Annotated in this window: 24 protein-coding genes, 3 pseudogenes and 1 riboswitch; of the genes and pseudogenes, 4 read left to right on the top strand and 23 right to left on the bottom strand. The window is 36.6% G+C overall.

What is annotated here, in order from left to right:
• A riboswitch (M-box (ykoK) riboswitch) is annotated at positions 1-161 on the top strand. This riboswitch is flagged as partial in the annotation.
• Positions 162-495: 334 nt separating this feature from the next.
• The gene (mgtA, locus tag AC1DJR_RS08395; protein ID WP_477002379.1) at positions 496-3,003 is read left to right on the top strand and encodes a magnesium-translocating P-type ATPase; all 2,508 of its coding nucleotides are present in this window, start codon (positions 496-498) and stop codon (positions 3,001-3,003) included.
• A 76-nt stretch (positions 3,004-3,079) separates the two neighbouring features.
• Positions 3,080-3,229: a hypothetical protein gene (locus AC1DJR_RS08400; RefSeq protein ID WP_162014387.1), complete on the top strand. Its 150-nt coding sequence runs from the start codon at positions 3,080-3,082 to the stop codon at positions 3,227-3,229.
• Here AC1DJR_RS08400 and AC1DJR_RS08405 read toward each other — a convergent pair.
• Positions 3,222-4,460 (bottom strand): DNA polymerase IV, encoded by a 1,239-nt coding sequence (locus tag AC1DJR_RS08405; RefSeq protein ID WP_477002380.1) that lies wholly within the window; start codon positions 4,458-4,460, stop codon positions 3,222-3,224. The two genes, AC1DJR_RS08400 and AC1DJR_RS08405, sit on opposite strands and share 8 nt — an antisense overlap.
• A 142-nt stretch (positions 4,461-4,602) precedes the next feature.
• Between AC1DJR_RS08405 and AC1DJR_RS08410 the strand changes: the two genes are divergently transcribed.
• The gene (locus AC1DJR_RS08410; protein ID WP_429687764.1) at positions 4,603-4,809 is read left to right on the top strand and encodes a hypothetical protein; all 207 of its coding nucleotides are present in this window, start codon (positions 4,603-4,605) and stop codon (positions 4,807-4,809) included.
• 51 nt (positions 4,810-4,860) lie between these two features.
• Here the strand turns inward: AC1DJR_RS08410 and AC1DJR_RS08415 are convergent, their stop codons facing one another.
• The 3 genes and pseudogenes from AC1DJR_RS08415 to AC1DJR_RS08425 form a co-directional block, all read right to left on the bottom strand.
• Positions 4,861-5,016, bottom strand: coding sequence for a hypothetical protein (locus AC1DJR_RS08415; protein ID WP_477002381.1), 156 nt, complete (start codon positions 5,014-5,016; stop codon positions 4,861-4,863).
• Positions 4,991-5,614 (bottom strand): annotated as a pseudogene (locus AC1DJR_RS08420) (M20/M25/M40 family metallo-hydrolase); the annotation flags it as partial. The pseudogene AC1DJR_RS08420 and the gene AC1DJR_RS08415, both read right to left, overlap by 26 nt.
• A 127-nt stretch (positions 5,615-5,741) precedes the next feature.
• The gene (locus AC1DJR_RS08425) at positions 5,742-6,287 is read right to left on the bottom strand and encodes a GNAT family N-acetyltransferase (protein WP_429687773.1); all 546 of its coding nucleotides are present in this window, start codon (positions 6,285-6,287) and stop codon (positions 5,742-5,744) included.
• A gap of 188 nt (positions 6,288-6,475) precedes the next feature.
• Between AC1DJR_RS08425 and prli42 the strand changes: the two genes are divergently transcribed.
• Entirely contained in the window at positions 6,476-6,568 is a 93-nt protein-coding gene (gene prli42, locus AC1DJR_RS08430) for a stressosome-associated protein Prli42 (RefSeq protein ID WP_000549036.1), read from the top strand.
• Between the two features lie 90 nt (positions 6,569-6,658).
• On the opposite strand, the gene AC1DJR_RS08435 is transcribed toward prli42, so the two are convergent.
• The 19 genes and pseudogenes from AC1DJR_RS08435 to AC1DJR_RS08525 all read right to left on the bottom strand — a co-directional run.
• Entirely contained in the window at positions 6,659-6,898 is a 240-nt protein-coding gene (locus AC1DJR_RS08435; protein WP_002088543.1) for a DUF3894 domain-containing protein, read from the bottom strand.
• A gap of 64 nt (positions 6,899-6,962) precedes the next feature.
• The gene (locus AC1DJR_RS08440; protein ID WP_002067076.1) at positions 6,963-7,523 is read right to left on the bottom strand and encodes a L,D-transpeptidase; all 561 of its coding nucleotides are present in this window, start codon (positions 7,521-7,523) and stop codon (positions 6,963-6,965) included.
• Positions 7,524-7,539: 16 nt separating this feature from the next.
• Complete coding sequence (locus AC1DJR_RS08445; protein ID WP_002033971.1) at positions 7,540-8,508, bottom strand: aromatic acid exporter family protein; 969 nt, start codon at positions 8,506-8,508, stop codon at positions 7,540-7,542.
• Between the two features lie 100 nt (positions 8,509-8,608).
• Positions 8,609-9,331, bottom strand: a complete 723-nt coding sequence (locus AC1DJR_RS08450; protein WP_002160561.1) for an amino acid ABC transporter ATP-binding protein — start codon at positions 9,329-9,331, stop codon at positions 8,609-8,611.
• Complete coding sequence (locus tag AC1DJR_RS08455) at positions 9,324-9,983, bottom strand: amino acid ABC transporter permease (RefSeq protein ID WP_429687765.1); 660 nt, start codon at positions 9,981-9,983, stop codon at positions 9,324-9,326. Before AC1DJR_RS08455 ends, AC1DJR_RS08450 begins: the two co-directional genes overlap by 8 nt.
• A gap of 36 nt (positions 9,984-10,019) precedes the next feature.
• On the bottom strand, positions 10,020-10,799 hold the full coding sequence (locus AC1DJR_RS08460; protein WP_429687766.1) for a transporter substrate-binding domain-containing protein: 780 nt from the start codon (positions 10,797-10,799) through the stop codon (positions 10,020-10,022).
• Positions 10,800-11,049: 250 nt separating this feature from the next.
• Positions 11,050-11,463 (bottom strand): BrxA/BrxB family bacilliredoxin, encoded by a 414-nt coding sequence (locus AC1DJR_RS08465; RefSeq protein ID WP_002015097.1) that lies wholly within the window; start codon positions 11,461-11,463, stop codon positions 11,050-11,052.
• A 143-nt stretch (positions 11,464-11,606) separates the two neighbouring features.
• Positions 11,607-12,014, bottom strand: coding sequence for a YjdF family protein (locus AC1DJR_RS08470; RefSeq protein ID WP_429687767.1), 408 nt, complete (start codon positions 12,012-12,014; stop codon positions 11,607-11,609).
• A gap of 122 nt (positions 12,015-12,136) precedes the next feature.
• Positions 12,137-12,601, bottom strand: a complete 465-nt coding sequence (locus AC1DJR_RS08475) for an NUDIX hydrolase (RefSeq protein ID WP_477002382.1) — start codon at positions 12,599-12,601, stop codon at positions 12,137-12,139.
• Positions 12,602-12,674: 73 nt separating this feature from the next.
• Positions 12,675-13,379 (bottom strand): DUF421 domain-containing protein, encoded by a 705-nt coding sequence (locus tag AC1DJR_RS08480; protein ID WP_002067069.1) that lies wholly within the window; start codon positions 13,377-13,379, stop codon positions 12,675-12,677.
• Between the two features lie 106 nt (positions 13,380-13,485).
• Positions 13,486-14,664, bottom strand: coding sequence for an FtsW/RodA/SpoVE family cell cycle protein (locus tag AC1DJR_RS08485; RefSeq protein WP_002129028.1), 1,179 nt, complete (start codon positions 14,662-14,664; stop codon positions 13,486-13,488).
• 340 nt (positions 14,665-15,004) lie between these two features.
• Positions 15,005-16,043, bottom strand: a pseudogene (locus tag AC1DJR_RS08490) (dihydrolipoamide acetyltransferase family protein).
• A 15-nt stretch (positions 16,044-16,058) separates the two neighbouring features.
• Positions 16,059-16,916: pseudogene (bfmBAB, locus tag AC1DJR_RS08495) on the bottom strand (3-methyl-2-oxobutanoate dehydrogenase subunit beta); the annotation flags it as partial.
• The gene (gene bfmBAA / locus AC1DJR_RS08500) at positions 16,906-17,853 is read right to left on the bottom strand and encodes a 3-methyl-2-oxobutanoate dehydrogenase subunit alpha (RefSeq protein ID WP_477002383.1); all 948 of its coding nucleotides are present in this window, start codon (positions 17,851-17,853) and stop codon (positions 16,906-16,908) included. The gene bfmBAA and the pseudogene bfmBAB, both read right to left, overlap by 11 nt.
• A 27-nt stretch (positions 17,854-17,880) precedes the next feature.
• Positions 17,881-19,302, bottom strand: a complete 1,422-nt coding sequence (gene lpdA, locus AC1DJR_RS08505; protein WP_002033960.1) for a dihydrolipoyl dehydrogenase — start codon at positions 19,300-19,302, stop codon at positions 17,881-17,883.
• A gap of 4 nt (positions 19,303-19,306) precedes the next feature.
• Positions 19,307-20,410: a butyrate kinase gene (buk, locus tag AC1DJR_RS08510; protein WP_002088555.1), complete on the bottom strand. Its 1,104-nt coding sequence runs from the start codon at positions 20,408-20,410 to the stop codon at positions 19,307-19,309.
• Positions 20,411-20,497: 87 nt separating this feature from the next.
• Complete coding sequence (locus AC1DJR_RS08515; RefSeq protein ID WP_113734247.1) at positions 20,498-21,598, bottom strand: leucine dehydrogenase; 1,101 nt, start codon at positions 21,596-21,598, stop codon at positions 20,498-20,500.
• Positions 21,599-21,633: 35 nt separating this feature from the next.
• Positions 21,634-22,533 (bottom strand): phosphate butyryltransferase, encoded by a 900-nt coding sequence (yqiS, locus tag AC1DJR_RS08520; RefSeq protein ID WP_429687769.1) that lies wholly within the window; start codon positions 22,531-22,533, stop codon positions 21,634-21,636.
• Between the two features lie 195 nt (positions 22,534-22,728).
• Positions 22,729-24,358 (bottom strand): sigma 54-interacting transcriptional regulator (locus AC1DJR_RS08525; RefSeq protein WP_477002384.1); only part of this gene is annotated, 1,630 nt, incomplete at its 5' end.

Raw genomic sequence — 24,358 nt, forward strand, 5'->3', positions numbered from 1 at the left:
TCTCTGTTAGGTGAGGCTCCTGTATAGAGAAACGCTGCTGCCCAAAAATGTCGAGAGACGCCAATGGGTCAACAGGAAAGGTCGGAATGAAGGCCTTTCTTAACGTAGCTGGTTTCAGTACCTATGCTATACAGTGCTAAAACTCAACGAGGGAGAGGTGCGTATGTTTTGTCATACACAAAAACTGTTTTTATCTATGTTTACTAACAGTCTTTGTTGTTGACTCTTTTTGACTACGAATTCAGACCTTTACTCGTTTTGAGTAAAGGTCTTTTTTATRTCTTTATGCACCYTACTATGAAACAAACATAGCATATTCAGAAACTATTAAATTGTACGGAGGTGAGGAACAGTGGCAAGTGATGATTCAGCCCAGATACCCATATGTTTTACACTTATATTTTATCATGTAGGTAGGAAAGAAGCTGTTCCTCCCAATTTTAAATAGTCGAGTAACAGATTGTTTCCTCCTTCATGAAAGAGGAGGAACTACCGATGTTAAATTTACAAAGACAAGAAACGAAGCATGCTTACGATCAAGATAGCATGAAAGCAAATAACGAATTATTAGTGGAAGTTGCAACACAGGATGTAAACTCTGCGTTAAAACTCTTAGAAACAACACAAGATGGACTCTCTAAACAAGAAGCGTCTCGTAGACTTTCTTTATATGGTCCGAACGAAATTGCTCATAATAAAACATTGCCGTGGTACATTCAATTTCTGCTGGCATTTAAAAATCCATTTATTTTTGTTTTATTAGCTCTTGGAGCGCTCTCTTTTTTCACAGATGACATACAAGGAACAATTGTCGTATCTGTAATGGTACTGCTAAGTGCAAAGATTCGCTTTTTACAAGAATTCCGCTCTCAGAAAGCGGCGGATAAGTTAAAGGCTATGGTTCGAACAACTGCGAGTGTCTTTAGAATAGATGGATTTGTACACGAAACAAAAAACGTAACAAATTTAAATCGAAATTACACAACAGAAATTCCAATTGAAGAACTTGTACCTGGCGATATTATTTCACTTTCAGCTGGTGATATCGTGCCAGCTGATGTGCGTATTTTATCCGCAAAAGATTTATTTGTTAATCAGTCTTCTTTAACCGGGGAAGCACTTCCTGTAGAAAAATACGAAAACTGCTACCATACGGAAAATAAACATATATTACCGAAAAACATGAAAAAAAATTACAATCCGCTCGATATGGAAAACCTTTGCTTTATGGGTACAAATATTGTTAGCGGTAGCGCAAAAGCTGTTGTTGTTTCAACTAGTACGGATACGTATTTCGGCTCTTTAGCAATAAAGGTTATCGGAAAACGTGCAGAAACAAACTTTGATAAAGGCGTAAACAAAGTAAGTTGGCTCTTAATCACATTCATGCTTATTATGACGCCCATCGTCCTTCTCATTAATGGATTCACAAAAGGAGATTGGCAAGAAGCTTTTTTCTTTGCTATTGCTGTTGCAGTTGGCCTTACACCTGAAATGCTGCCAATGATTGTAACTGCTAATTTAGCTAAAGGCGCCGTGAACATGTCTAAACAAAAAGTAATTGTAAAACAGCTCAACTCAATTCAAAACTTAGGTGCTATGAACATTCTTTGCACAGATAAAACTGGAACTTTAACAGAAGATAAAGTTGTCCTAGTTCGTCATTTAGATCCTAACGGAAATGAGTGCGATCGTGTATTACACTTTGCCTATTTAAATAGCTTCTATCAAACTGGATTGAAAAATTTAATAGATAAAGCTGTTATTGAACATACAGAGGAGAACCATAAATTTGATCCATCAGCTTTTCAAAAGCTAGATGAAATTCCATTCGATTTTGCTCGGCGTCGCATGTCTGTCATCGTGAAAAATATTTTAGGTGAACATACAATGGTTTGTAAAGGTGCCGTAGAAGAAATTTTATCAATTTGTAACTACACTGAAGTTGATGGACAAATTGTCCCTCTCACTGAAGAAATGAGAGTAAATGTAAAACATCTTAGCGAAACTTTAAATAGTGAAGGAATGCGTGTCATCGCTGTAGCATACAAGAACGATAACAAACCTTATCATAAAGCTTATGCAGTACAAGATGAATCCGCTATGATCCTTACTGGATATATCGGCTTTTTAGATCCACCTAAACCATCTGCTGCTTCTGCAATTCAAGCATTGCAAAAACAYGGCGTACAAGTGAAAATCTTAACAGGYGATAACGAAATTGTTACAARAAARGTTTGTAAAGAMGTGGGATTAAATATAGGCGAACCTGTCCTCGGTTACGAAATTGATTCTTTACCAGATAAAACATTAGCAACACTGGCAGAAGAAACAACAGTGTTCGCAAAACTAAATCCAATGCAAAAGTCCCGCATCATTCGCGTATTGCAAGGTAATGGTCATACTGTAGGTTATATGGGGGATGGTATTAACGATGCCGTTGCACTACGTGATGCTGATGTTGGAATATCTGTTGATACTTCTACTGACATCTTAATTCAAAACTTACTTTATGATATTTCACAGCTTTCAATTCCATGGGATAAAATGGATAAGGAATTTCTAGAGAAGCCTAGAAAATGGGATACTGCAAACTTGCGTAACTTCATTATTTGCATCGGTCCAATTAGCTCTATATTCGATATTATCACATTCGTTGTCATGTGGAATGTGTTCGGTGCAAATACACCTGGAGAACAATCGCTATTCCAATCTGGTTGGTTTGTCGTTGGGTTGCTAACTCAAACATTAATTGTCCATATGATTAGAACACAGAAAATTCCGTTCATTCAAAGTACAGCATCAATACCAGTTCTTATATTAACCGCTTGTATTATGGCAATCGGAATTTACATTCCATTCTCACCACTTGGTGCAGCAATTGGTTTACAAGCATTACCACTAAGCTACTTCCCGTGGCTCATAGGAATATTATTAGGTTATGCTTTCTTAACACAATTCCTGAAAAAGCTTTATATTAAAAAATTCCACAGCTGGTTGTAAAAATGAGAATGAGTGGGTATTTCTCACTCATTCTCAAAAAATATAACATGTACTTATATGTATGGAGGTAACCATGATGATATGGTATGACATCGTATTAAGGTTATTTATAGCAATTATTGTAGGAGCTTGCATCGGAATGGAAAGACAATGGAGACATCGAATGGCTGGATCCTCTCTTCCATCTAAAAAAGAAGGGTTTAAATCTCTAAAACCTTCTACATAAACTTATTTTCTAATTTTTGCTGAAACGACTTTTCTTGCTTACGCAATAATTGACTACCTCTCTGTAAAAGAGGTGTTCCATACTTTTCATTAATTTGATCAATAACAGCAAGTAACGGCTCCTCTTTCGCATCTTCTTCGAATGAAAACAAATCTAACTGTTTYACTGATTCTGTCTTCCACTCTAATTCAGTAGCTGTAACACCTAACAGACGAACAGAATCACCATCCCAGTGTTGCTTCCATAAACGTGATGCTGCTTGGAAAATAACCCGTTCTTCCCATATTGCATTTTTCAATTGTTTACTCCGTGTTACCGTGCGACGATCATGGTATTTAATTATAATTTGAATGTTATAACTAACGAGAGTTCGTTTTTGTAGCCTTTTGCTTACTGATTTCGATAATCTTTCTAACATATCAAGTAATTCTTTTTCTTCGTCCATATCCTTTGAGAAAGTCATCGAATTTCCAACGCTTTTATGTTGTCCCATTTGATTCGGATCAACTTCCCTGTCATCCATACCTTTTGCACGTTTTTGTAAATCAACACCGTGCTTTCCAATTTTAGCGCGAATGATATGCTCGTCTCCTTTTGCTAACTGTTCAATTGTATGTATATGAATGTCTTTTAGTTTTTCAGCTGTTTTCTCTCCGATTCCATGCATCTCTGCAACTGATCGTGGCCAAATAATTTCTGGGATATCACGTTTTCGAAGTACTGTAATTCCAAGAGGTTTTTTCATATCTGAAGCAGTCTTTGCTAGGAAAAGGTTTGGGGCAATCCCAATGCTACATGGAAGCTGTAACTCTGTTAGTAACGCTTGTTGAATCATCTTCGCTATTTCAAGAGGCGAACCGAGCGCATAGCAATCTGTAATATCTAAATACCCTTCATCTATAGAAAACGGTTGTATTTTTTCTGTAAAACGGGAAAGAATTTGAAACATTTGAAATGAAGCTTCTCGATATAATGTAAAATTAGGGTGCCTCACAACTAATTGCGGGCATAATCGCTTCGCTTCCCATAGAGGCATCGTCGTACGTATTCCATATTCTCTCGCCTCATAACTACATGTTATGATAATCCCTTTTCTCTCTTTTTCATTCCCCGCAATCGCTAATGGCTTTCCTTGTAATGATGGGTCATGAGCAATTTCGACAGATGCGAAAAAACAATTCATATCTACATGTAAAATAACACGTCCATTTTTCGGATACATTTCTCGCATACTACTCACCCCTTAAAGAACATTTGTTCCTTCATTATATCAAATTTCTTTACACGTTATAATAATTATTGGCTTTTCTCTATCTATTTTTTGCTATACTGTACGTAACAAATGGATATTATTGTAAAGGAGGTGAATCGTTATGAAACAACATAATAAACTCAATTATGTATTTATTATTATTATAGTAATCCTTGCGATTAATTATTTGTTACTTCCCCTTTTTAAAATTAACATTTACGCTTTAGGAATCTTCTCTCATTTCATACGTTTTGCAACAACTTATGTACTTCCGTGGGTCTTCTTATATTGGCTTATCCGCCTTGTGAAAGCAATTGAATCAAAATAAAAAAAGACGTGTAAACCATAATTGGTTCACACGTCTTTTTGACTTTATTACTTACTTCGCTACTTCTTCGATAATAGCTACAACTAATTCTGCTGTTTTCGCTAATTCTTCAACAGGAATTTTTTCATTTGTTGTATGAATTTCTTCATAACCAACTGCTAAGTTAACTGTTGGGATACCATGTCCCGATAGTAATTGCAGATACACCTTTTTCTGGTGCTACGCCAGCATGAGCTGTTTTCCCGCGAATAATCGCATTCACTTTCGCTTGTGTTGGCGCTGCAACTACAATTTCACCAACTTTTCCATCACTATCTAATGCATAACCATATTTTGCTGTAATGCGCTCGCGATCTAACGCTTTTGCGCCAATAAGACCAGATTCTTCTCCAACTGTAATAATAAATTCAATTTTACCATGAGGAATGTTTTTCTCTTTTAAGACACGAATTGCTTCAAACATAGATGCTAATCCAGCTTTGTCATCGGCTCCTAAAATTGTAGTACCATCTGATACGATATATCCATCTTTAATAGAAGGCTTAATTCCATTACCAGGAACTACTGTATCCATATGAGAAGTGAAATAAATTGTATCAACACCGTCTTTTGTTGCTGGTAAAGTACAAATTAAGTTACCTGCACCATGACCAGTCACACCCATCGTGTCATCCTCAAATACTTCTACACCTAAAGCAGTAAATTTCTCTGTTAACACTTTGCAAATTTCTGCTTCAAATTTTGTTTCAGAATCTACTTGTACTAACTCCATAAATTCATTTACTAAACGTTCTTGATTAATCATAAGACTGCGCCTCCTGCACTACCATTATGTATGTAACAACATTAATTATAACAGAATTTCGCAAAAGTTTCGAAATACAAGACAAAAAACAGATGGTTAACACATCTAGATACCCATCTGCCTTCTATTACTCGTTTAACAATACCCAGCGCATATGATCTTCCCAGATGCCATTTACCATTAGCATTTTTCGAGATACACCTTCATATTGAAATCCTATCTTCGTCACTACTTGTATAGATGCTAAATTTCGTGGCATAATTGGTGCTTCTATACGATGTAAATGAAATTCTTCAAAGGTAACTTGAATTGCTTTTCTAAGCGCTTCTGTTGTGTAACCTTTATTCAATTCTTCCTTATCTAATTTATAACCGAGTACACAAGATTGATAAATTCCGCGAACAATTAGATTAAATGAAATACATCCAATAATTTTTGTATCATCACCCTTTTTAAAAATCCACAGCCTGATGATCTTACCTTCCGCGAACTCTTTTCTATCCTTTTGTAACTTTTTCTTTTGATAATCTAACGTGAAAAAATCCTCTGGCCTATATTCTTCCCACGCTTTTAAAAACTCACGATTTTTGTCGTAATATTGAAGAACTTTTTCCGCATACGACTCATCAATTTCTCTTAAATGTAAACGCTCTGTTTCGTATATTTTCATCATCGTATCTCCATTCTTCATGCTTGCATAACAAAAACTAATAATCCRCCTTTTAACATATTCTCTACGTATGCTCAAATTTCCTGTAATATTTTGCACCTCCTTCCCGAATTTTGTCCTTTCTCTCCCCTTGTCCACAATTTCATTTCTCGTTACAATGAAATTGTACTGATTTGCAAGGAGGTTTAACGATGCATAAAAAAGCTCAAAAAATTATGGTTTATATAATGYTAATTTCTATGCTTGTAACAACATTACTTACTGGCGCAAGTATGTTTTGGTAAAAAGGACGATTCACTCGTCCTTTTTTTACTGCTTACACATACAAAATAGACCATCTCGAAATCGAGATAGTCTATCTTGTAATGAACATTTTATTTTATATATATTACAATTGCTACAATGCTAAAGGAAAAGGCCATTACAAGTGCTATTACAAAACTTGTATATTGTTTCTGCTGAAATGCCCCAATAACAAAAGTAAGATTGAGTAATGCCATAAATACAATCGCTACAACGTAAGAACATATATTAAAAGTTGCCAATATGAATGTAATAACAAATAGAAAACCAACACAAAACTGCATGTAAGAAATTTTTGGATTTAAATACATATGAGCAACCCCTTTACTCAATTATCTTTATATATTCTCATTAACGCATGGTTATGTACACATGTCAAGACAACTTATAATAAAAGAAAAAGCCAACCGTTTCGTTGACTTTTCCAAATACTATGGCCCCTTTTTCCTTCGCCAATTGCTGAAATGTTTTTTTCGATTTCACAATCGATACTTTCGTTCCAATTGGAATACGATCAAACAAATATTCCACATCATGTTTCTTCATTCTTATACATCCTTGCGAAATATATTTTCCAATTGAACTAGGCTGGTTTGTCCCGTGTATCCCATACTTACTTCCATCCGTTCCTCTTGCATTAAATCCCATCCACCTCGATCCAAGTGGATTTTTTGGAGAGCCCCCAGGAATATCCTTCGCAATATAATAGGGATCCTTCGCCTTCAATACAATGTCAAAGGTCCCTTCTGGGGTTAATTCATTTGTTTTCCCTGTCGCTACTGGAAAAACCTTTTGGATCTTCCCATCATCGATATAAGCTAGTTTATTCGTTGCTTTATTTACAATTATAAAAGGATCTCCAGCACGTGGGTTATCACCAAGAGGCCAGATCGGTGATAGAGAAAGACATAATACTAAAGAAAGAAGATACGGCATATATAGTTCCTACCTTCTAAATAAGTTCTTTTATATTATCCTTTCCCTTAAAACGACTTTTAATGAGTAAATATTGCTCCATCTCATAAACAAGTTGAACAAGTTTTGCACGTATTTCAAATTCTTCTCGCGAGACTGGTAAAGGCATTTCTCTAAATACTTCTCGCATTTCTTGAAGTTGTCTTAACGAAATGACCCCTGTACTTTCAGGTCGAATAGAATTCCCTATATTTTCAATTACGTCTGCAATCATATCAGCTTGTTCATACGTCCAAGATAGTGATGCAGCTAATGGTATCATGCGCTCCAAAATTTCAAATTGTTGCATACGCATATCAAAATACCGATAATAATAGTCATCTTCACGCATAAATTCATTCTCAAGTTTTTTAAATGATAAATCTTTCGCTTCTTTCAGCATCATTTCTGTTTCAATTAATTCGGCCCCACTCCAATTACTATCTCGATTCCTTAAATAAACGACCATTTCAAACAAAATCGTTCTGAAATGCTCTTCTATTTTTCCTTGATACTCTTTCAGTTTATTCTCACTGCTKGGCATGTACATGTTTACTAATAAAGCRACACTAATTCCAATCGTTAATATAGCAATTTCATTACCAACTATAGACCATGTAATTTGCTTTAATGAATACAGATGCATAACGATAACCGAACTCGTGACAATCCCTTCTTGAATTTTGCACATAACTGCAGTTGGAATAAAGGTAAGCAGTAATACGCTAATCGCTAGTGGTGTATAACCAATCGTTTCAAAAATACAAAACGCAAATACCATCGATAATACACAAGCTAAAAAACGGTGCAACGATACTTGAACGGATTTTCGTTTCGTATTTTGCACACATAAAATGACTAAAATACCAGCTGAACTATAAAATTCTAATCCTAATAACTGAGCAATAAAAACTGCCGCTCCCGTTCCAAGCGCTGTTTTCACTGTTCTATATCCAATTTTAAACATATCATTACCCCTATATGTATAAATGTATTTAAAAATAGTATAAAAAAAGGATGACGCAATGTCATCCTTTTCTACCTATTATTCACGTACCCTTCACATATTACAATATCTTTTGCAAAAATTCTTTTGCACGGTCACTTTTTGGTGCTGTAAAAAACTCTTCCGGATTACTATCTTCTACGAGCTTTCCACCATCTAAAAAGAGAACACGGTCTGCTACTTCTTTTGCAAATCCCATTTCATGTGTAACGATTGCCATCGTCATTCCTGTCGTAACTAATGATTTCATAACTTCTAACACTTCTTTCACCATTTCTGGATCTAGCGCWGAKGTYGGTTCATCAAATAACATAACTTCCGGTTCCATCGCTAACGCTCTTGCAATTGCTACACGTTGCTTTTGTCCACCTGAAAGGCGATTTGGATATGCATCTTTCTTATCTAATAACCCCACTTTTTCTAGAAGTTTCTCAGCTTTTTTTTCAGCTTCTTGCTTCGTTACTCCTTTTACATTGATAGGAGCATACGTAATATTTTCTAATACAGTCATATGAGGGAATAAGTGAAAATGTTGAAATACCATTCCGACATTTTCACGAACGTGCATAATATTTGTTTTCGGATTCGTTACTTCTTCCGTCCCAATCCAAATGTGACCAGCTGTCGGTGCTTCTAGTACATTCATACAGCGTAAAAACGTTGACTTTCCAGATCCAGACGGTCCAATAATTGCAACAACCTCTCCTTTCTCAATCGTTGTTGTAATTCCTTTTAATACTTCATTTTTCCCAAATGATTTATGAAGGTTGTCAATTTTAATCACTTTTCTTCATTCTCCCTTCAATGGCTTTCCCAACTAATGTAAGAATAATTACTAATATATAATAAATAAGTCCAACAAAAAGTAATGGCTCAAGATATTTAAATGTTTCACCGCCTACAATATAAGCACGGCGCATTAAATCAGTCGCTCCTATTACGGTTACTACAGCCGACTCTTTCGTAAGTGTCGCAAACTCATTCACAAGTGCTGGTAATATATTTTTTAAAGCTTGAGGAAAAATAATATTTCTCATCATTTTACTGTACGGAATACCTAAAGCCATTGCTGCTTCTGTTTGTCCTTTATCGACTGCTTGAATGCCGGCACGAATTACTTCTGACATATATGCACCTGAATTTAAGCTAAATGCAAGTACAGCTGCTAAAAAGGCTGGTATGTCATAACCAATCATTTGCGGAACACCGAAATAAATAATCATTAATTGCAATACTAGCGGTGTGCCACGAAATATTGACGTATAAATATCTGCTGCAATATTTAATACTCGTATTCTAGCAATTTTGCAAAGTGCTAATAACGTTCCTAAAATAAATCCTACCACAGCTGATGCAGCTACAATTTTCAATGTAACTTCTAATCCCTTTAATATATATGGTATTGAAGGCGTAATTGCCGAAAAATCTAGATTCATCCTTTTCATTCCCCTCACAGAAAAGTGAAAGGCAGCTTATTTTCCGCTGCCAAACCATTTCTTCACTAATTTATCCATTTCTCCATTTTCTTGCATTTTCTTAATTACTTTATTAAATTCTTCTGTTTTATCACTATTTTTCGGAAGAGCAATTGCTGCACCTACTTCTTCTGGTGCTTCTTGAATTTCAATTCCTTGTAGTTCTTTCATTTTTTCTAAATAATTTTTTGCAACTGTGTCTTCTATAATTGCAGCGTCAAAACGACCAGCTTTAATTTCTTGTACGATTTCTGGTATACGGTCACGTCCCTCAGCTTTGAAATCGACTTGTTTCTGAAATTCTTTTGCCTTTTCTTCTTGAATTGACCCTGTTTGTACCCCTACTTTTTTCCCTTTTAAATCTTCTAACGATTTAATATTAGAGCCGTGTTTTGAAACGATCATATTTTTAGCAACAAAATAAATATCTGTGAAATCAGCATTATTTTTACGCTCTGCAGTTGGCGTCATACCTGCCATAACGAAATCAACTTTTCCTGAATTAAGAGATGCTAATAATCCGCCGAAATCCATGTCTTTCACTTTCACTTCGTACCCAAGTTCTTTTCCGATATATTTGGCAATATCAACATCAAAGCCGATAATTTCATCACTTTTTGAAGCTTCCACGTATTCATACGGTTTATAGTCTGCTGAAGTCCCCATAACGAGTACTTTTTTATTTTCGCCATTCGCCTTTTCTTCCCCATTACTACAAGCACTGAACATACTTACAATTAAAATAAGTGCAAATGATATTGATAATAACTTCTTCATCTTTCTTCCCCCTAATAATGTATATTTAAAAGTTTAATAGAATATTTATTCGATGTTTGTATTGTATCAGTACTTTCATTTTTATGCAATATTTAAAATAAAAATAAATACAAAAACAGCATTAAAGCTGTTTTTAATGCATAAAAATATGCATAAAATAAAAACTCCCTGCATATTTAATTATTTTAAAAACTAAATAAAAAAGGCGGTACACCCACTTGATCGTGGACGTACCGCCTTTTTCTCTTCCTTATAGTTCTTCGCAATTATCTTCGAAATAAGATTGTAGTTTTGCAATTACTTGCATTGGTTCATGACCTTCAATTTCATGACGTTCTACCATCGTTACAATTTTTCCATCTTTCAATAACGCAAATGATGGAGATGAAGGTGGATATCCTTCAAAATATTCACGAGCTCTTGCTGTTGCTTCTTTATCTTGACCCGCAAATACCGTTACAAGGTGGTTAGGGCGTTTATCATAATGTACGGAATGTGCAGCAGCAGGACGAGCAATRCCACCTGCACAACCACATACAGAGTTTACCATTACAAGTGTTGTACCATTTCTTTTAAATGCTTCTTCGACTGCTTCTGGTGTCGTCAATTCTGTATATCCCGCAGAGACAATCTCTTCACGCGCTTGACGGACAACATCATTCATAAAAAAGTTAAAGTTAATCAATCTTTTCCCTCCTCTAATTCTACCTATTTGTATCTTACCAGTTAATGTTTATGAAATACAAGTAAGTTTACTTGTATTTAAGCGTATAAAAGGTGTTAGAGCTCTTGCTCTAACACCTTTTCTTAGTGACCGCGATGTTTTTGCTTTGCCTTTTGTACTTTTATTAAACGTCTTCTTTGCTTTTCAGCTTCTCGTTTCTCTTTATATTGCACTCGCTTTTCTTGTTTATGCAACTCGTAAGATAAACTAATTGCTTCTTGCGCCTTTGTAAAACGTTTTACATTTACTTCTTTTGCCGCTTGTCGTATGATACGTTTTATATTTTTTGGACGCTGTTTTTCTTTCACTTCCACACCGCATTTTGCAACGTGCTGGAAATATGCTAACATTGGACCATTCACAAATATAAGTACTTCCTCGTCTGAAGGTTCCATTCCAAAAATATACCTTGCTCCATACAATTTTCCTTTTTCTTTATGCGTAATAATTCCTACAAAAAATTGACCATCGTGATATACTGTCAAATCCATTGACAGCCCCTCCTTTACAAAAATTAGAAATACTGGACATCCCGGAGGGGAAGGTTACTGACATGAAATCATGCGTCTGGACTACCRACCAGAWCTGTGTTTTTGTATTTCTTCCAATAYTATTATATMTTTYTTYCCATAATTTTCATATATTCYRCAATCATTTTTTTATGCGATCCYACAATATAATCAGGTAGCTCTGTTACCGGGAAGAATTTAAGCTGAACCGCTTCTTCTTTATTCATAACAAAGTTCCCTTCGTATTCATCGGTATAATAGGCTGTCGTTACGGATTGAAACTCATCACCGTTTGTTAATTTTGAAAAATAGTTCGCTCCAGAAAATACATTGATTAATCGGAGGTTCTTTACTTCTATTCCTGTCTCTTCATATACTTCACGGTAAGCTGTTTCTTCTGGTGATTCACCAAGCTCCATTAGCCCGCCAGGCAACCCCCATTTTCCGTACGGCTCTGTTCTTTGCTGTAATAATACATATCCACTTTCATTTATAACGAGTACAACAGCACCAACTAAAATTAAAGGGCGATGACCAACTACTTTTCGTAATTCCTCTACATATCCCATGGAAACACCTCCCATTTTTTCGTTGTCCACACTATTGTATCATATGTATGAAACGACAAAATGCGTATATTTTTCATTTTTTTAACAAAACATTTATTTTATGCGCTTCATCTACTGTAGCTAACATAATGGATTCGATTTCTGCACTCTTCTCTAAACACTCTTTCGCCCACTCTTCTGTTTTTCCTACTAAAGCTAGAACATCTTGCTGAATCCTCCCATCCTTTACTAATACAAAAGAAACTGGAGATCTTCTTCCCGCCACTTTCAGATCAAGCCGCGAAACTGCTTCATATTCTGGATACTGAAATATAGAAACAACACCATTCGCTTCCCACAATGCTAATTTAATCGTTTGAATATCGCTCACATTGCGCATACGAATTTCCGAAAATAAATATTCCACCGTAATTCTCGCTTTTTTCAAATTGCTAAAATCAATGGAACCATTGTGTATAAGAATAATAGGTGCTGGCTCTAAAAAGCGTCTCCATCTATCCCATTTCAACATTAAGACTGAGCTTATAATGTGAAGTACAACGAGTATGAACGTTGTAATCATCGAGCCGAGTAACCCTACTTTTTCATCAGATAATGCGTTAGAAATATTCCCACCAAGCAATAATACTAATACGACATCTAAAAAACGAAGTTGTGCGATGGACCTTTGTCCCATCGCTTTCGCAACTAATATTAAAAATATGTATGCTATGATAGCTCGAATAACCCATTCACTATTAGATAGATGCCGTGCTCCTTCAAAAATATGCATATGCATCACTTTGCACTCCTTACCCGTCTCAAACTGCTATTCTGTCTTAGTTTGCAACGTTTAAGGGCATATATGTAAAAAAGCTAGTTCGTTTTTACACGAACTAGCTTTTTTACTTAACTGAAAACATATATTTTTTATACGTTTTCCGTACCGATAATATGAGCCCCATCATAATCATATTCGAAAATAAGGAACTTCCCCCATATGATAAGAAAGGTAATGCGATACCTTTTACAGGCATTAATCCAACGATCATACCGATGTTTTGGAATATTTGAACCGTTAGTATTCCTATTGATCCAGCACATAATAATGTACCAAATAAATTATCAGCAGAATAACCGATAATAATTGTTCGATATAGTAGTAATAGGAACAAGAACACAACTAACGCCGCTACTATAAATCCACCTTCTTCGGCAATTGTAGCGAAAATAAAGTCAGTGTGTTTCTCTGGAATATAGACGTTCCCTTCACCGAATCCTTTCCCTTCCATACCTCCACTACCTACAGCTAAAATCGATTGCTGTGTTTGATAGCCTTCATTTGCATTCTCAAATGGATTTAGCCAACCTATAATACGTGATTGTTGGTGAGGTTTTAACAAAGTAACTAATTTATTAAAGAAGAAATCTGGATATTTTACAAATATAAATATTAATGTAGACAATATGGTCACCGGAATGACTGTACATAACGCAATTAATTTCTTTTGAATTCCTGACATAAATAAAATACATGCGATAGCTGCTGCATATAAGAACACCATACCTGTATCCGGTTGGCTATATACAACGGCCATAGGCGGGAGGGATACTAGCATAATTTTACCTACTAATTGTAAATCCGTTTGGAATGTCCTTGCCATATACTGTGCATTATGTTTCACTGCTATACTTGCTACTACAAGAAGCAATGCGATTTTGAAAAACTCGGATGGCTGAATTTGTCCAAGTACTGGAAAAACGAACCACCTTTTTGCCCCTAACTTTTCAGGTGTGAAACCTGATGGTGGTAATACTTTCAAAAGAATAAGTGAAGCAAACCCAGCAATATAAAGCGGCCAAGACAATTTTTGCAACTGATCTAAGTCGATGCTAGCAACAAGAAGTAACAATACAACCCCAATTATGTAGTTAACTCCCTGCTTCATAGCAAAGTTTGCATCTCCATACTGTCCGGTTTGCTGACTGCTATATATAGCAGTTATACTTATAACACAAAATGCACACAAAATTAAAATTAATTTTACATCTAAACTTTTTAGAAACTCGGTACTTCTTTTCATGACATCCTCCTGAAACATTGTTACAGCAAAATAAAAAACCAGGAGTCAACATTCTTCATGTTTTGACGACTGATTACACATTATCTATAAAACACTTATATAGAATAACTCTCTTTTTCATATAATACAATATATTATACTACAGTTTCGTCAGTAAGATTTGCCAAAAAAATTATTCTTTTCTTATTTTATATCTATATACCATATATCAGCAATGTATTTTCGTAAATTTCTAATACATACTCGTTCATTGTAAGATTGCCGGGAAAAGTGTTGTACATATAGTAGGATGCAAATGAAGAAATAAGATGATAAAAAGCTCGCATAAGCGAGCTTTTTATTAATATACAGATGTATTATTTTCTGACGTATTTTCTAGAATTTCTTTTACACGTCCTAAGAACTTACCACAAATTAGGCCATCTAGTACACGGTGGTCAAGTGATAAACTCCTCTGTTGCAACAGCGATAGAAAGGTTAATATCTTTCTTCTGAACGATCTTAYCGCCAGCCCACATTGAATTGATTTGAGGATACTCTTTTAACGCTTGTGCTACTGCTTTTACGAAGAAAGCAAAGAACGTTAAGTTAAAGCCTTCACGCTTTTTGAAATCGCCTTTAATTGAGTTACGATATGATACAAGGTTTGTCACATCTACTTCAATCATCATCCAAGCATGAGGTGCCTCATGTTTACTACGTAACATATTTGCTGCAATTGCTTTACGCACACCTGTTACTGGAATTTCGATATCGCCAGGCATTGTTGGTACAGAAACTGGTTTTGCAGCTTCTACTTTTTGTGCTACTGGCGCTGCTTTTGGTGCTTCTGGACGCGCTTCTACTACTGCTGCTACCGCTACCGCTTCCTCTTTCTTCGCACCTGCTTGCGGAATATTTCCAGATTCCACTAGCTTTAAAATATCTTTACGAGTGATACGGCCATTTGCTCCCGTACCTTCTACTAAATCTAAATCAACATTATGCTCACCCGCAAGTTTTAAAACAGCTGGTGAAAAACGTGGTTTTCCATCAGTTGGTTGTTTTGCTTTCGGTGCTTTTTCAGGCGTAGCGACTTCTGCCTTTGGTTCTTCTTTTGTTTTTTCCTCAACAGCTGTCGCTGCTACTTCATCTGCGCCTTCTACTTGAATAACACAAACTACTTCACCTACAGCTAACGTCTCACCTTCACCAGCGATTAATTCTTTCACAATACCAGTGAAAGAAGATGGTACTTCAGCATTTACTTTATCAGTCATTACTTCTGCAAGCGGATCATACTTGTTTACGTGATCGCCAACATTAACGAGCCATTTACTAATTGTACCCTCTGTAACGCTCTCCCCGAGCTGAGGCATTGTGATATTTTCTACAGCCATGTATAGTCCCCCCGATTAAAATTCCGCAAGTTCACGCATTGCTTTTTCAACTTTATCTGGATTTACCATAAAGAATTTTTCCATTGTTGGTGCATATGGCATTGCTGGAACGTCTGGACCTGCAAGACGTGCGATTGGCGCATCTAAATCAAACAGACAGTTTTCAGCAATAATTGCTGCCACTTCACTTATAATACTTCCTTCTTTATTGTCTTCTGTTACAAGAAGAACTTTACCTGTTTTAGAAGCCGCTTCAATAATCGCTTCTTTATCTAACGGATATACCGTTCTTAAATCAAGAATGTGTGCAGAGATTCCATCTTGTGCTAACTTCTCAGCTGCTTGAAGAGCAAAGTGAACACATAATCCGTAAGTGATAACAGTAATATCATCACCTTCGCGTTTTACATCTGCTTTTCCGATTGGTAATACATAGTCATCTTCTGGCACTTCACCTTTAATTAAGCGATATGCACGCTTATGCTCAAAGAATAATACTGGATCTTCATCACGAATTGCAGCTTTTAATAAGCCTTTTGCATCATATGGTGTAGAAGGGATAACAATTTTTAAACCTGGTTGGTTTGCAAACATCGCTTCTACAGATTGTGAATGATACAATGCACCGTGAACACCCCCGCCGAATGGCGCACGAATTGTAACTGGACAAGTCCAATCGTTGTTAGAACGATAACGAATTTTTGCTGCCTCAGAAACAATTTGGTTTACTGCTGGCATGATGAAATCAGCAAACTGCATTTCAGCGATTGGACGCATACCATACATTGCCGCACCAATTGCTACCCCAGCAATTGCAGATTCTGCAAGCGGTGCATCAAGCGCACGATCTTCACCAAATTGATCATACAAACCGTGTTGCTTCATTTACGATATGCATAATTTCGTCTAGCATTTGTTTTTCAAATTCCTCAGTTAACACACCAACTTCTTTTAAATAAGCTGCAAATGTTATAATTGAATCTTTTTTCTTCGCTTCTTCTACCTCTTCTTTATCACGATAAACACGATCATCGTCGTCACTAGAATGTGCTGTCAAACGATATGATACTGCTTCAATTAAAGTCGGACCTTCACCACGACGACCGCGGTCTGCTGCTTCTTTTACAGCTTTATATACTGCAAGCGGATCGTTTCCGTCTATTGTATATCCAGGCATGCCGTAACCAATTGCACGATCTGATACGTTTTTACATGCTAATTGTTTTTCAACTGGAATRGAGATTGCATATTTGTTATTTTCACACATGAAAATAACAGGTAGTTTGTGTACACCAGCAAAGTTTGCTCCTTCATGGAAGTCACCTTGGTTTGAAGAGCCTTCTCCGAATGTAACGAACGTTACTAAATCTTTCTTCTCCATTTTTCCAGCTAGTGCAATACCAACTGCATGTGGTACTTGCGTTGTTACTGGTGATGATCCTGTAACAATACGATTTTTCTTTTGACCGAAGTGACCAGGCATTTGACGACCACCAGAGTTTGGATCTCCAGCTTTTGCGAAAGCAGACAACATAAGCTCTTTAGCTGTCATACCAAACGCTAGTACAACACCCATATCACGGTAGTATGGTAATGCATAATCTTTCTCTCTATCAAGAGCGAATGCCGCTCCAACTTGTGCAGCCTCTTGTCCTTGACAAGAAATTACGAATGGAATTTTACCTGCACGGTTTAATAACCACATACGTTCGTCAATTTTACGTGCAAGTAACATCGTACGGAACATTTCTAATACTTGCTCATCACTTAAGCCAAGCTCTTCATGGCGCTTTTCTTTTACTTCTGCCATTTTTCATAACCTCCTAAATCCACATTTTTATGCGTGTAATGCTCTTCCATCTACAGCAAGTGCAGCTTCACCAATCGCCTCAGATAATGATGGATGCGGATGAATTGTATGCGCTACTTCCCAAGGTGTTGCATCAAGTACTCTTGCAAGACCAGCTTCAGAAATCATATCTGTTACATGTGGTCCGATCATATGAACACCGAGAATGTCATTTGTTTCTTCATCAACTACAAGTTTTACAAAACCGTCTGATTCTCCGTATACAAGTGCCTTTCCGATTGCACGGAATGAGAACTTACCGACTTTTAACTTATAGCCTTTTTCTTTTGCTTCTTGTTCTGTTAAGCCGACAGAAGCAACTTCTGGACTACTATATACACATTTTGATACCATAGAATAATCRATTGGTGTAACTTCTTTACCAGCGATATGTTCTACTGCAACAATTCCTTCATGAGAAGCAACGTGAGCAAGTTGCAAGCCACCGATTACATCTCCAATTGCGTAAATATGAGATTCCTTCGTTTGATAAAACTCATTTGTTTGAATGTATCCTTTTTCCACAACAATATCTGTGTTCTCTAAGCCCATATTTTGCGTATTCGCTTGTCTTCCTACAGATACAAGCATTTTTTCTGCTTTAAATGCTTTGTTCTCACCGTTATGTTCAGCTTGAATTGTTACTCCATTATCTTTTACCAATGTTTCTGGTAATACTTTYGCACCAGTTACCACTTTAATACCTTTTTTCTTGAATARACGTTGCATTTCTTTTGAAACGTCATTATCTTCTAGTGGTAATATGTTTTTCGCATATTCTAATACAGTAACTTCTACACCGAAGTCAGCAAGCATAGATGCCCACTCAATACCAATTACACCGCCACCAACGATAATGATTGAGCTAGGAAGCGTTTCCATTTTTAGGGCATGATCCGAAGACATTACATACTCTCCGTCTAACTCTAATCCTGGTAATGAATTTGGACGAGAACCTGTTGCAACAAGTACATTTTTTGGAATTAACATTTCATTCTCTTCTCCACTTGCAAGTTCAACTGAAATTGTACCTGGCATTGGAGAGAAAATAGATGGGCCAAGAATACGGCCAATACCTTCAAACACATCAATTTTACCTTGTTTCATTAAATGCTGAACGCCTTTATGAAGCTGCGTTACAATCTTCTCTTTACGCTCTTGTACTTTAGCAAAGTTTAGTTCTACATTACTTGCAATAACTCCGAACTCTTCTCCTTTTTTAGCAGTTGCGTATACTTCCGCACTACGTAAAAGAGCTTTACTAGGAATACATCCTTTGTGTAAACAAGTACCACCAAGATTTTCTTTTTCAACAAGTGCAGTTTTTAACCCTAGTTGTGATGCACGAATAGCAGCAACATATCCACCAGTACCGCCGCCAACGATGACTAAATCATATTCTCTTGCCATTATCTCAACCCCTAGCTACTGTTTGTTTTTCTCGTACAATATATTCTTTTGGAGCTTCTTCTTCACGTAATACACGAAGTGCTCCTTCTGCTAACGCTTGTAATTCATCTTCTCCTGGATGTACGATAACATCTGCAATCCAGTGAACACGTTCTTTTATTTCATCGACAAGAATTTTACTGTACGCAAGTCCACCAGTTAATACGATTGCATCGATTTTCCCGTGAAGTACAGCACTAGCTCCGCCAATCTCTTTTGCAACTTGATACGCCATTGCTTTATAAATAAGAGTTGCTTCAGGATCACCTTTTTCAACCATTTGTTCTACTTTAATTGCATCGTTTGTACCGATAAGACTTACAAGTCCACCTTGTCCGACAAGTTTTTTAACCATTTCGTCTCGGTARTACTCACCAGAAAAACACATTTCAACTAATTGTCCTACTGGTACTGTACCAGCACGCTCTGGACTAAATGGTCCTTCTCCGTTTAAGCCATTATTCACATCGATAACTTTTCCTTTTTTATGAGCACCAACTGTAATACCGCCGCCCATATGTGTAACTAATAAATTTAAATCCTCATATTTGTGATTTAATTCATCTGCTACTTTACGAGCAACTGCTTTTTGATTTAATGCATGGAAAATACTTTTGCGTTCCATACCAGCAATACCACTTATACGAGCAATTGGCTCCATTTCATCTACAACGACAGGATCCACAATGAATGCAGGAATGTTTAATCCAGAAGCAATTTCATATGCTAAAATGCCTCCAAGGTTTGAAGCGTGATGACCGCTAAACCCATTTTTTAAATCTTCTAACATCGCATCGTTTACTGTATACGTACCGCCTTCGATTGGACGAAGTAATCCACCACGCCCACAAACAGCGTTTAATTTTGAAATGTTAATACCATGAGAATGTAGAACTTCTAAAATCGTTTCTTTACGAAACTCATATTGGTCGATAATTCGCTTATATTTTCCAATCTGTTCTACGTCATGACGAATAGTTTCTTCTAGAACGGGTCTTTCATTATCAAAAACACCAATTTTTGTGGATGTACTACCTGGGTTAATAACAAGAATTCGATTTACAGACAATGTTGCTACCTCCACTAATAAATTTAAAAGGAAGTGGAAACCTCATAAGAGGTAACCACACCTTTCGTAAAAGTTATATATGAATGATTAGCGACGGCTAATAATGTCGTGACCGTTGCGTAAATATGTGCTACGAGTGTTTTTCAAGCTTGCAATGCGCTCTTCAGCTAGACGATCTGCTGCTACATAAGTTGCTATGCCATCGCGTTTTGAAATTTCGATTACTTTTGCAATTGTGTCATAAATAGACTCAACACGTTTTAATGCACGTTCTCTATTGTATCCATATAATTCGTCTGCTACGTTAATTACGCCACCTGCATTAATAACATAGTCTGGTGCGTATACAATACCCATTTCATGAATAAGGTCGCCGTGACGATCTTCTTTTAATTGGTTATTTGCAGAACCTGCGATTACTTTTGCTTTAAGTTGTGGAATAGTTTCATCATTAACTGTTGCGCCTAATGCACATGGTGCGTAAATATCACATTCAACACCGTAAATTTCATTTGGCTCAACTGCTGTTGCACCGAATTCTTCTACTGCACGTTGTACAGCTTCTTTATTAATATCTGTAACGATTAATTTTGCTCCTTCAGCGTGTAAATGTTTGCATAGGTGATATGCTACATTACCAACACCTTGAATAGAAATTACTCTTCCTTCTAGGTTATCTGTACCAAATGCTTCTTTTGCAGCTGCTTTCATACCACGGTAAACACCGTATGCAGTTACTGGAGATGGGTTACCAGAAGAACCGAATGATGGTGAAATCCCTGTTACAAAATCAGTTTCCTCATGGATAATATCCATATCATCTACTGTTGTACCAACATCTTCAGCTGTAATGTAACGTCCGTTTAGTCCTTGAATGTATCGTCCTAATGCACGGAACATCGCTTCGCTTTTATCTTTACGTGGATCACCGATAATTACTGTTTTTGCACCACCTAAGTTTAAACCAGCTGCTGCATTTTTGTATGTCATCCCTTTTGCAAGACGCAATGCATCTTCAATCGCCGCTTCTTCAGAATCATATGTCCACATTCTTGTTCCACCAAGAGCTGGTCCAAGTGTTGTATCATGGATTGCAATGATTGCTTTTAAACCAGATTCTTTATCTTGACAAAATACCACTTGCTCATAATCATATTTTTCTAAGTATTCGAAGATTTCTAATGTCATTGTCGTTTCCCCCTAATTGTTTTACCCTATTTGGTTTATTTTGAAGCAGTCGCAACTGCCAATGCTAATGAATATACTTTTGTTTCTGCTGAATCAGCACGTGATGTTAAAACAATCGGTGCTTTAGCGCCAGCAATCATCGCTCCTACCTTTGCATTTGCAAAATAGACGAGTGATTTATATAGCACATTTCCAGCTTCAATCGTTGGGACGAGTAAAATGTCTGCCTTACCTGCTACATCACTTACTATGCCTTTATGTTCTGCTGCAATTTGTGATACTGCATTATCTAAAGCAAGTGGTCCATCAACGACACAATTTTTAATTTGTCCGCGGCGATTCATTTGAGTTAACATCGCTGCATCAATTGTCGCTTGCATCGCAGGATTAACAACCTCTACCGCTGCAATTGGCGCTACCTTTGGCAAATCAATTCCTATTGCCTGGGCAACTTCTACAGTATTTTGTATAATAGCAGCTTTTTGTGTTACATCAGGTGCAATGTTCATCGCTGCGTCTGTAACAAAAATAAGACGATCGTAATTTGGAACTTCAAACGCTGCAACATGTGAAAGCACGCTGTCCTTACGAAGTCCCCACTCTTTATTTAATACAGCTTTCAAAATATTTGCTGTTGGGATGTTCCCCTTCATTAGCACATCTGCTTCGCCATTGCTTACAGATTTAACAGAAAGTTCTGCAGCCTCAGCACTTGACGCTGCTGCAATCACTTCAATATGTTCTGAAGTTTGTAGCCCATGCTCTTGTAGCATCCCTATTATTTTATCTTGATTTCCATATAGACGAAATTGAGCTAGCTGTAACTTGATTGCTTTCGCTACAGCTTCAATTACTTCATGATCTTCAGCTACTGCTACAGCCACAGTTTTTTTAGGCTGTCCTGCTGCTTGATCAATTAAGTGTTCTAACTTCATATTTTGTAATCAACCCTTTCCGTCGTCCCTCGTCTATTCATTAAGCAAATACCGTGCCAACTTTCAAAAGTGGTCTTACCAATAATGAAAACGCATTCAAAATGCAGTAAAATCAATACTTTGGAAAACAACGAAATATTCTGTCTCGTTTTGTCGCTTTTTGTATACCACGCAATAAATTGCACGGTACGCAATTTATTGCATGCTATTTTTTGCRCAGTCATACTTTTCTAGCTTGTAATATAAGTTTCGAACTGAAATTCCTAACGCTTTTGCAGTCTTCGTTTTGTTCCCATCAAATTTCTCTAAATATTCACGGATAATATTCCCCTCAAATTCTGTCACTAGGTGTTCAAGGGCCTTCTCTTCTAATTCAGGTAATAAATTATTTTGTTTCGTCTCTACTTGTTCTTCTTTATGTAAAGGCGGTAAATGATGTACATCAATATATATCTCGTTATAATTCATAAAGATAATAGCTCTTCCTAAAATATTTTCAAGTTCCCTAACATTCCCTGGCCATTCATATGATTGTAAATACGAAACGGCTGAATCGGTGAGTCCTTCTACATTACGACCATAATCTTGATTAATTTTTTGAATTAACCTTTCTGCAATCGCTGGTATATCTCCTTTACGCTGACGAAGGGAAGGAATTTGAATCGGGATTTTATTTAAACGATAATATAAGTCCTCTCTGAACTTCCCTTCTAAAATAGCTTTTTCTAAATTCACATGCGTCGCAGCGATCACTCGAACATTAATAGGTATCGCTTTCGTTCCCCCTACTTTCACAATTTCTTTTTCTTGTAGCACACGAAGGAGCTTCGCTTGCGTATTTGCAGATAACTCTCCGATTTCATCTAAAAAAACACTTCCATTATTCGCTTCTTCAAAGAATCCTCGTTTCCCGCCTCTTTTCGCTCCAGAAAACGCGCCTTCCTCATAACCGAATAATTCACTTTCTAATAAGGTCTCAGAAATAGCAGCACAGTTTACTCGTACAAACTTATTGTATTTTCGATTACTACTGTTATGAATAGCGTGTGCAAATAACTCTTTCCCCGTACCAGATTCCCCTCTAAGTAATACTGTTGCCGGTGTATTCGCTCCAAGTTTTGCTTGTTCAATAGCTGCCGTCGTTTCATCTGAATCACCAACAATATCATCAAATGAATATTTTGCTTCTAACGTTCGAATAATTTGTCTTGCCCTATTCAATTCATTTGTTAACTTTTGAATTTCTGATACATCGCGAATTACCCCGACGCTCCCTTTCAATATTCCATCGACAATAACCGGTGCTACGTTTACAATTACATCTCGCTTTTTTTGCCCAATCTTCATATGTATTCCTCGTACCGCTCGGCGCGTCCGAAGTACTTTCATATGCATACTTTCACCTTCCACAATATCAGTTGTAGCCGGCTTCCCAATAATTTCTTCTTCAGTCAAACCCGTTAACTTCGTATAAGCAGGGTTTATAACTAGTCCTCTTCCTTTCTCATCAACAACCGAAATTGCTTCCTCAGATGAGTTAATAATCGCCTCAAGTAGCGTTTGAATTTCTTTTAAGTCTGTAACTTCTTCCGCTAAATCTACAACTTCTGTAATGTCTTTAAAAATCGCAAATGCCCCTTGAACCTCTCCACCTTCTTTTAATATCGGAATACGCGTTGTAATAATCTTTTTTTCATTCTCTAACGTCAGTTCATGATTCACTTCTATTTTTTTCGTGCGTATAATACGAAGCAACTTACTCGTTGGAATAACTTCTAAAATATATTTCCCTATTGCTTCCTCTTTTTTATATCCAGTAATACGC

It is taken from the genome of Bacillus sp. 05T31 (assembly GCF_056396725.1).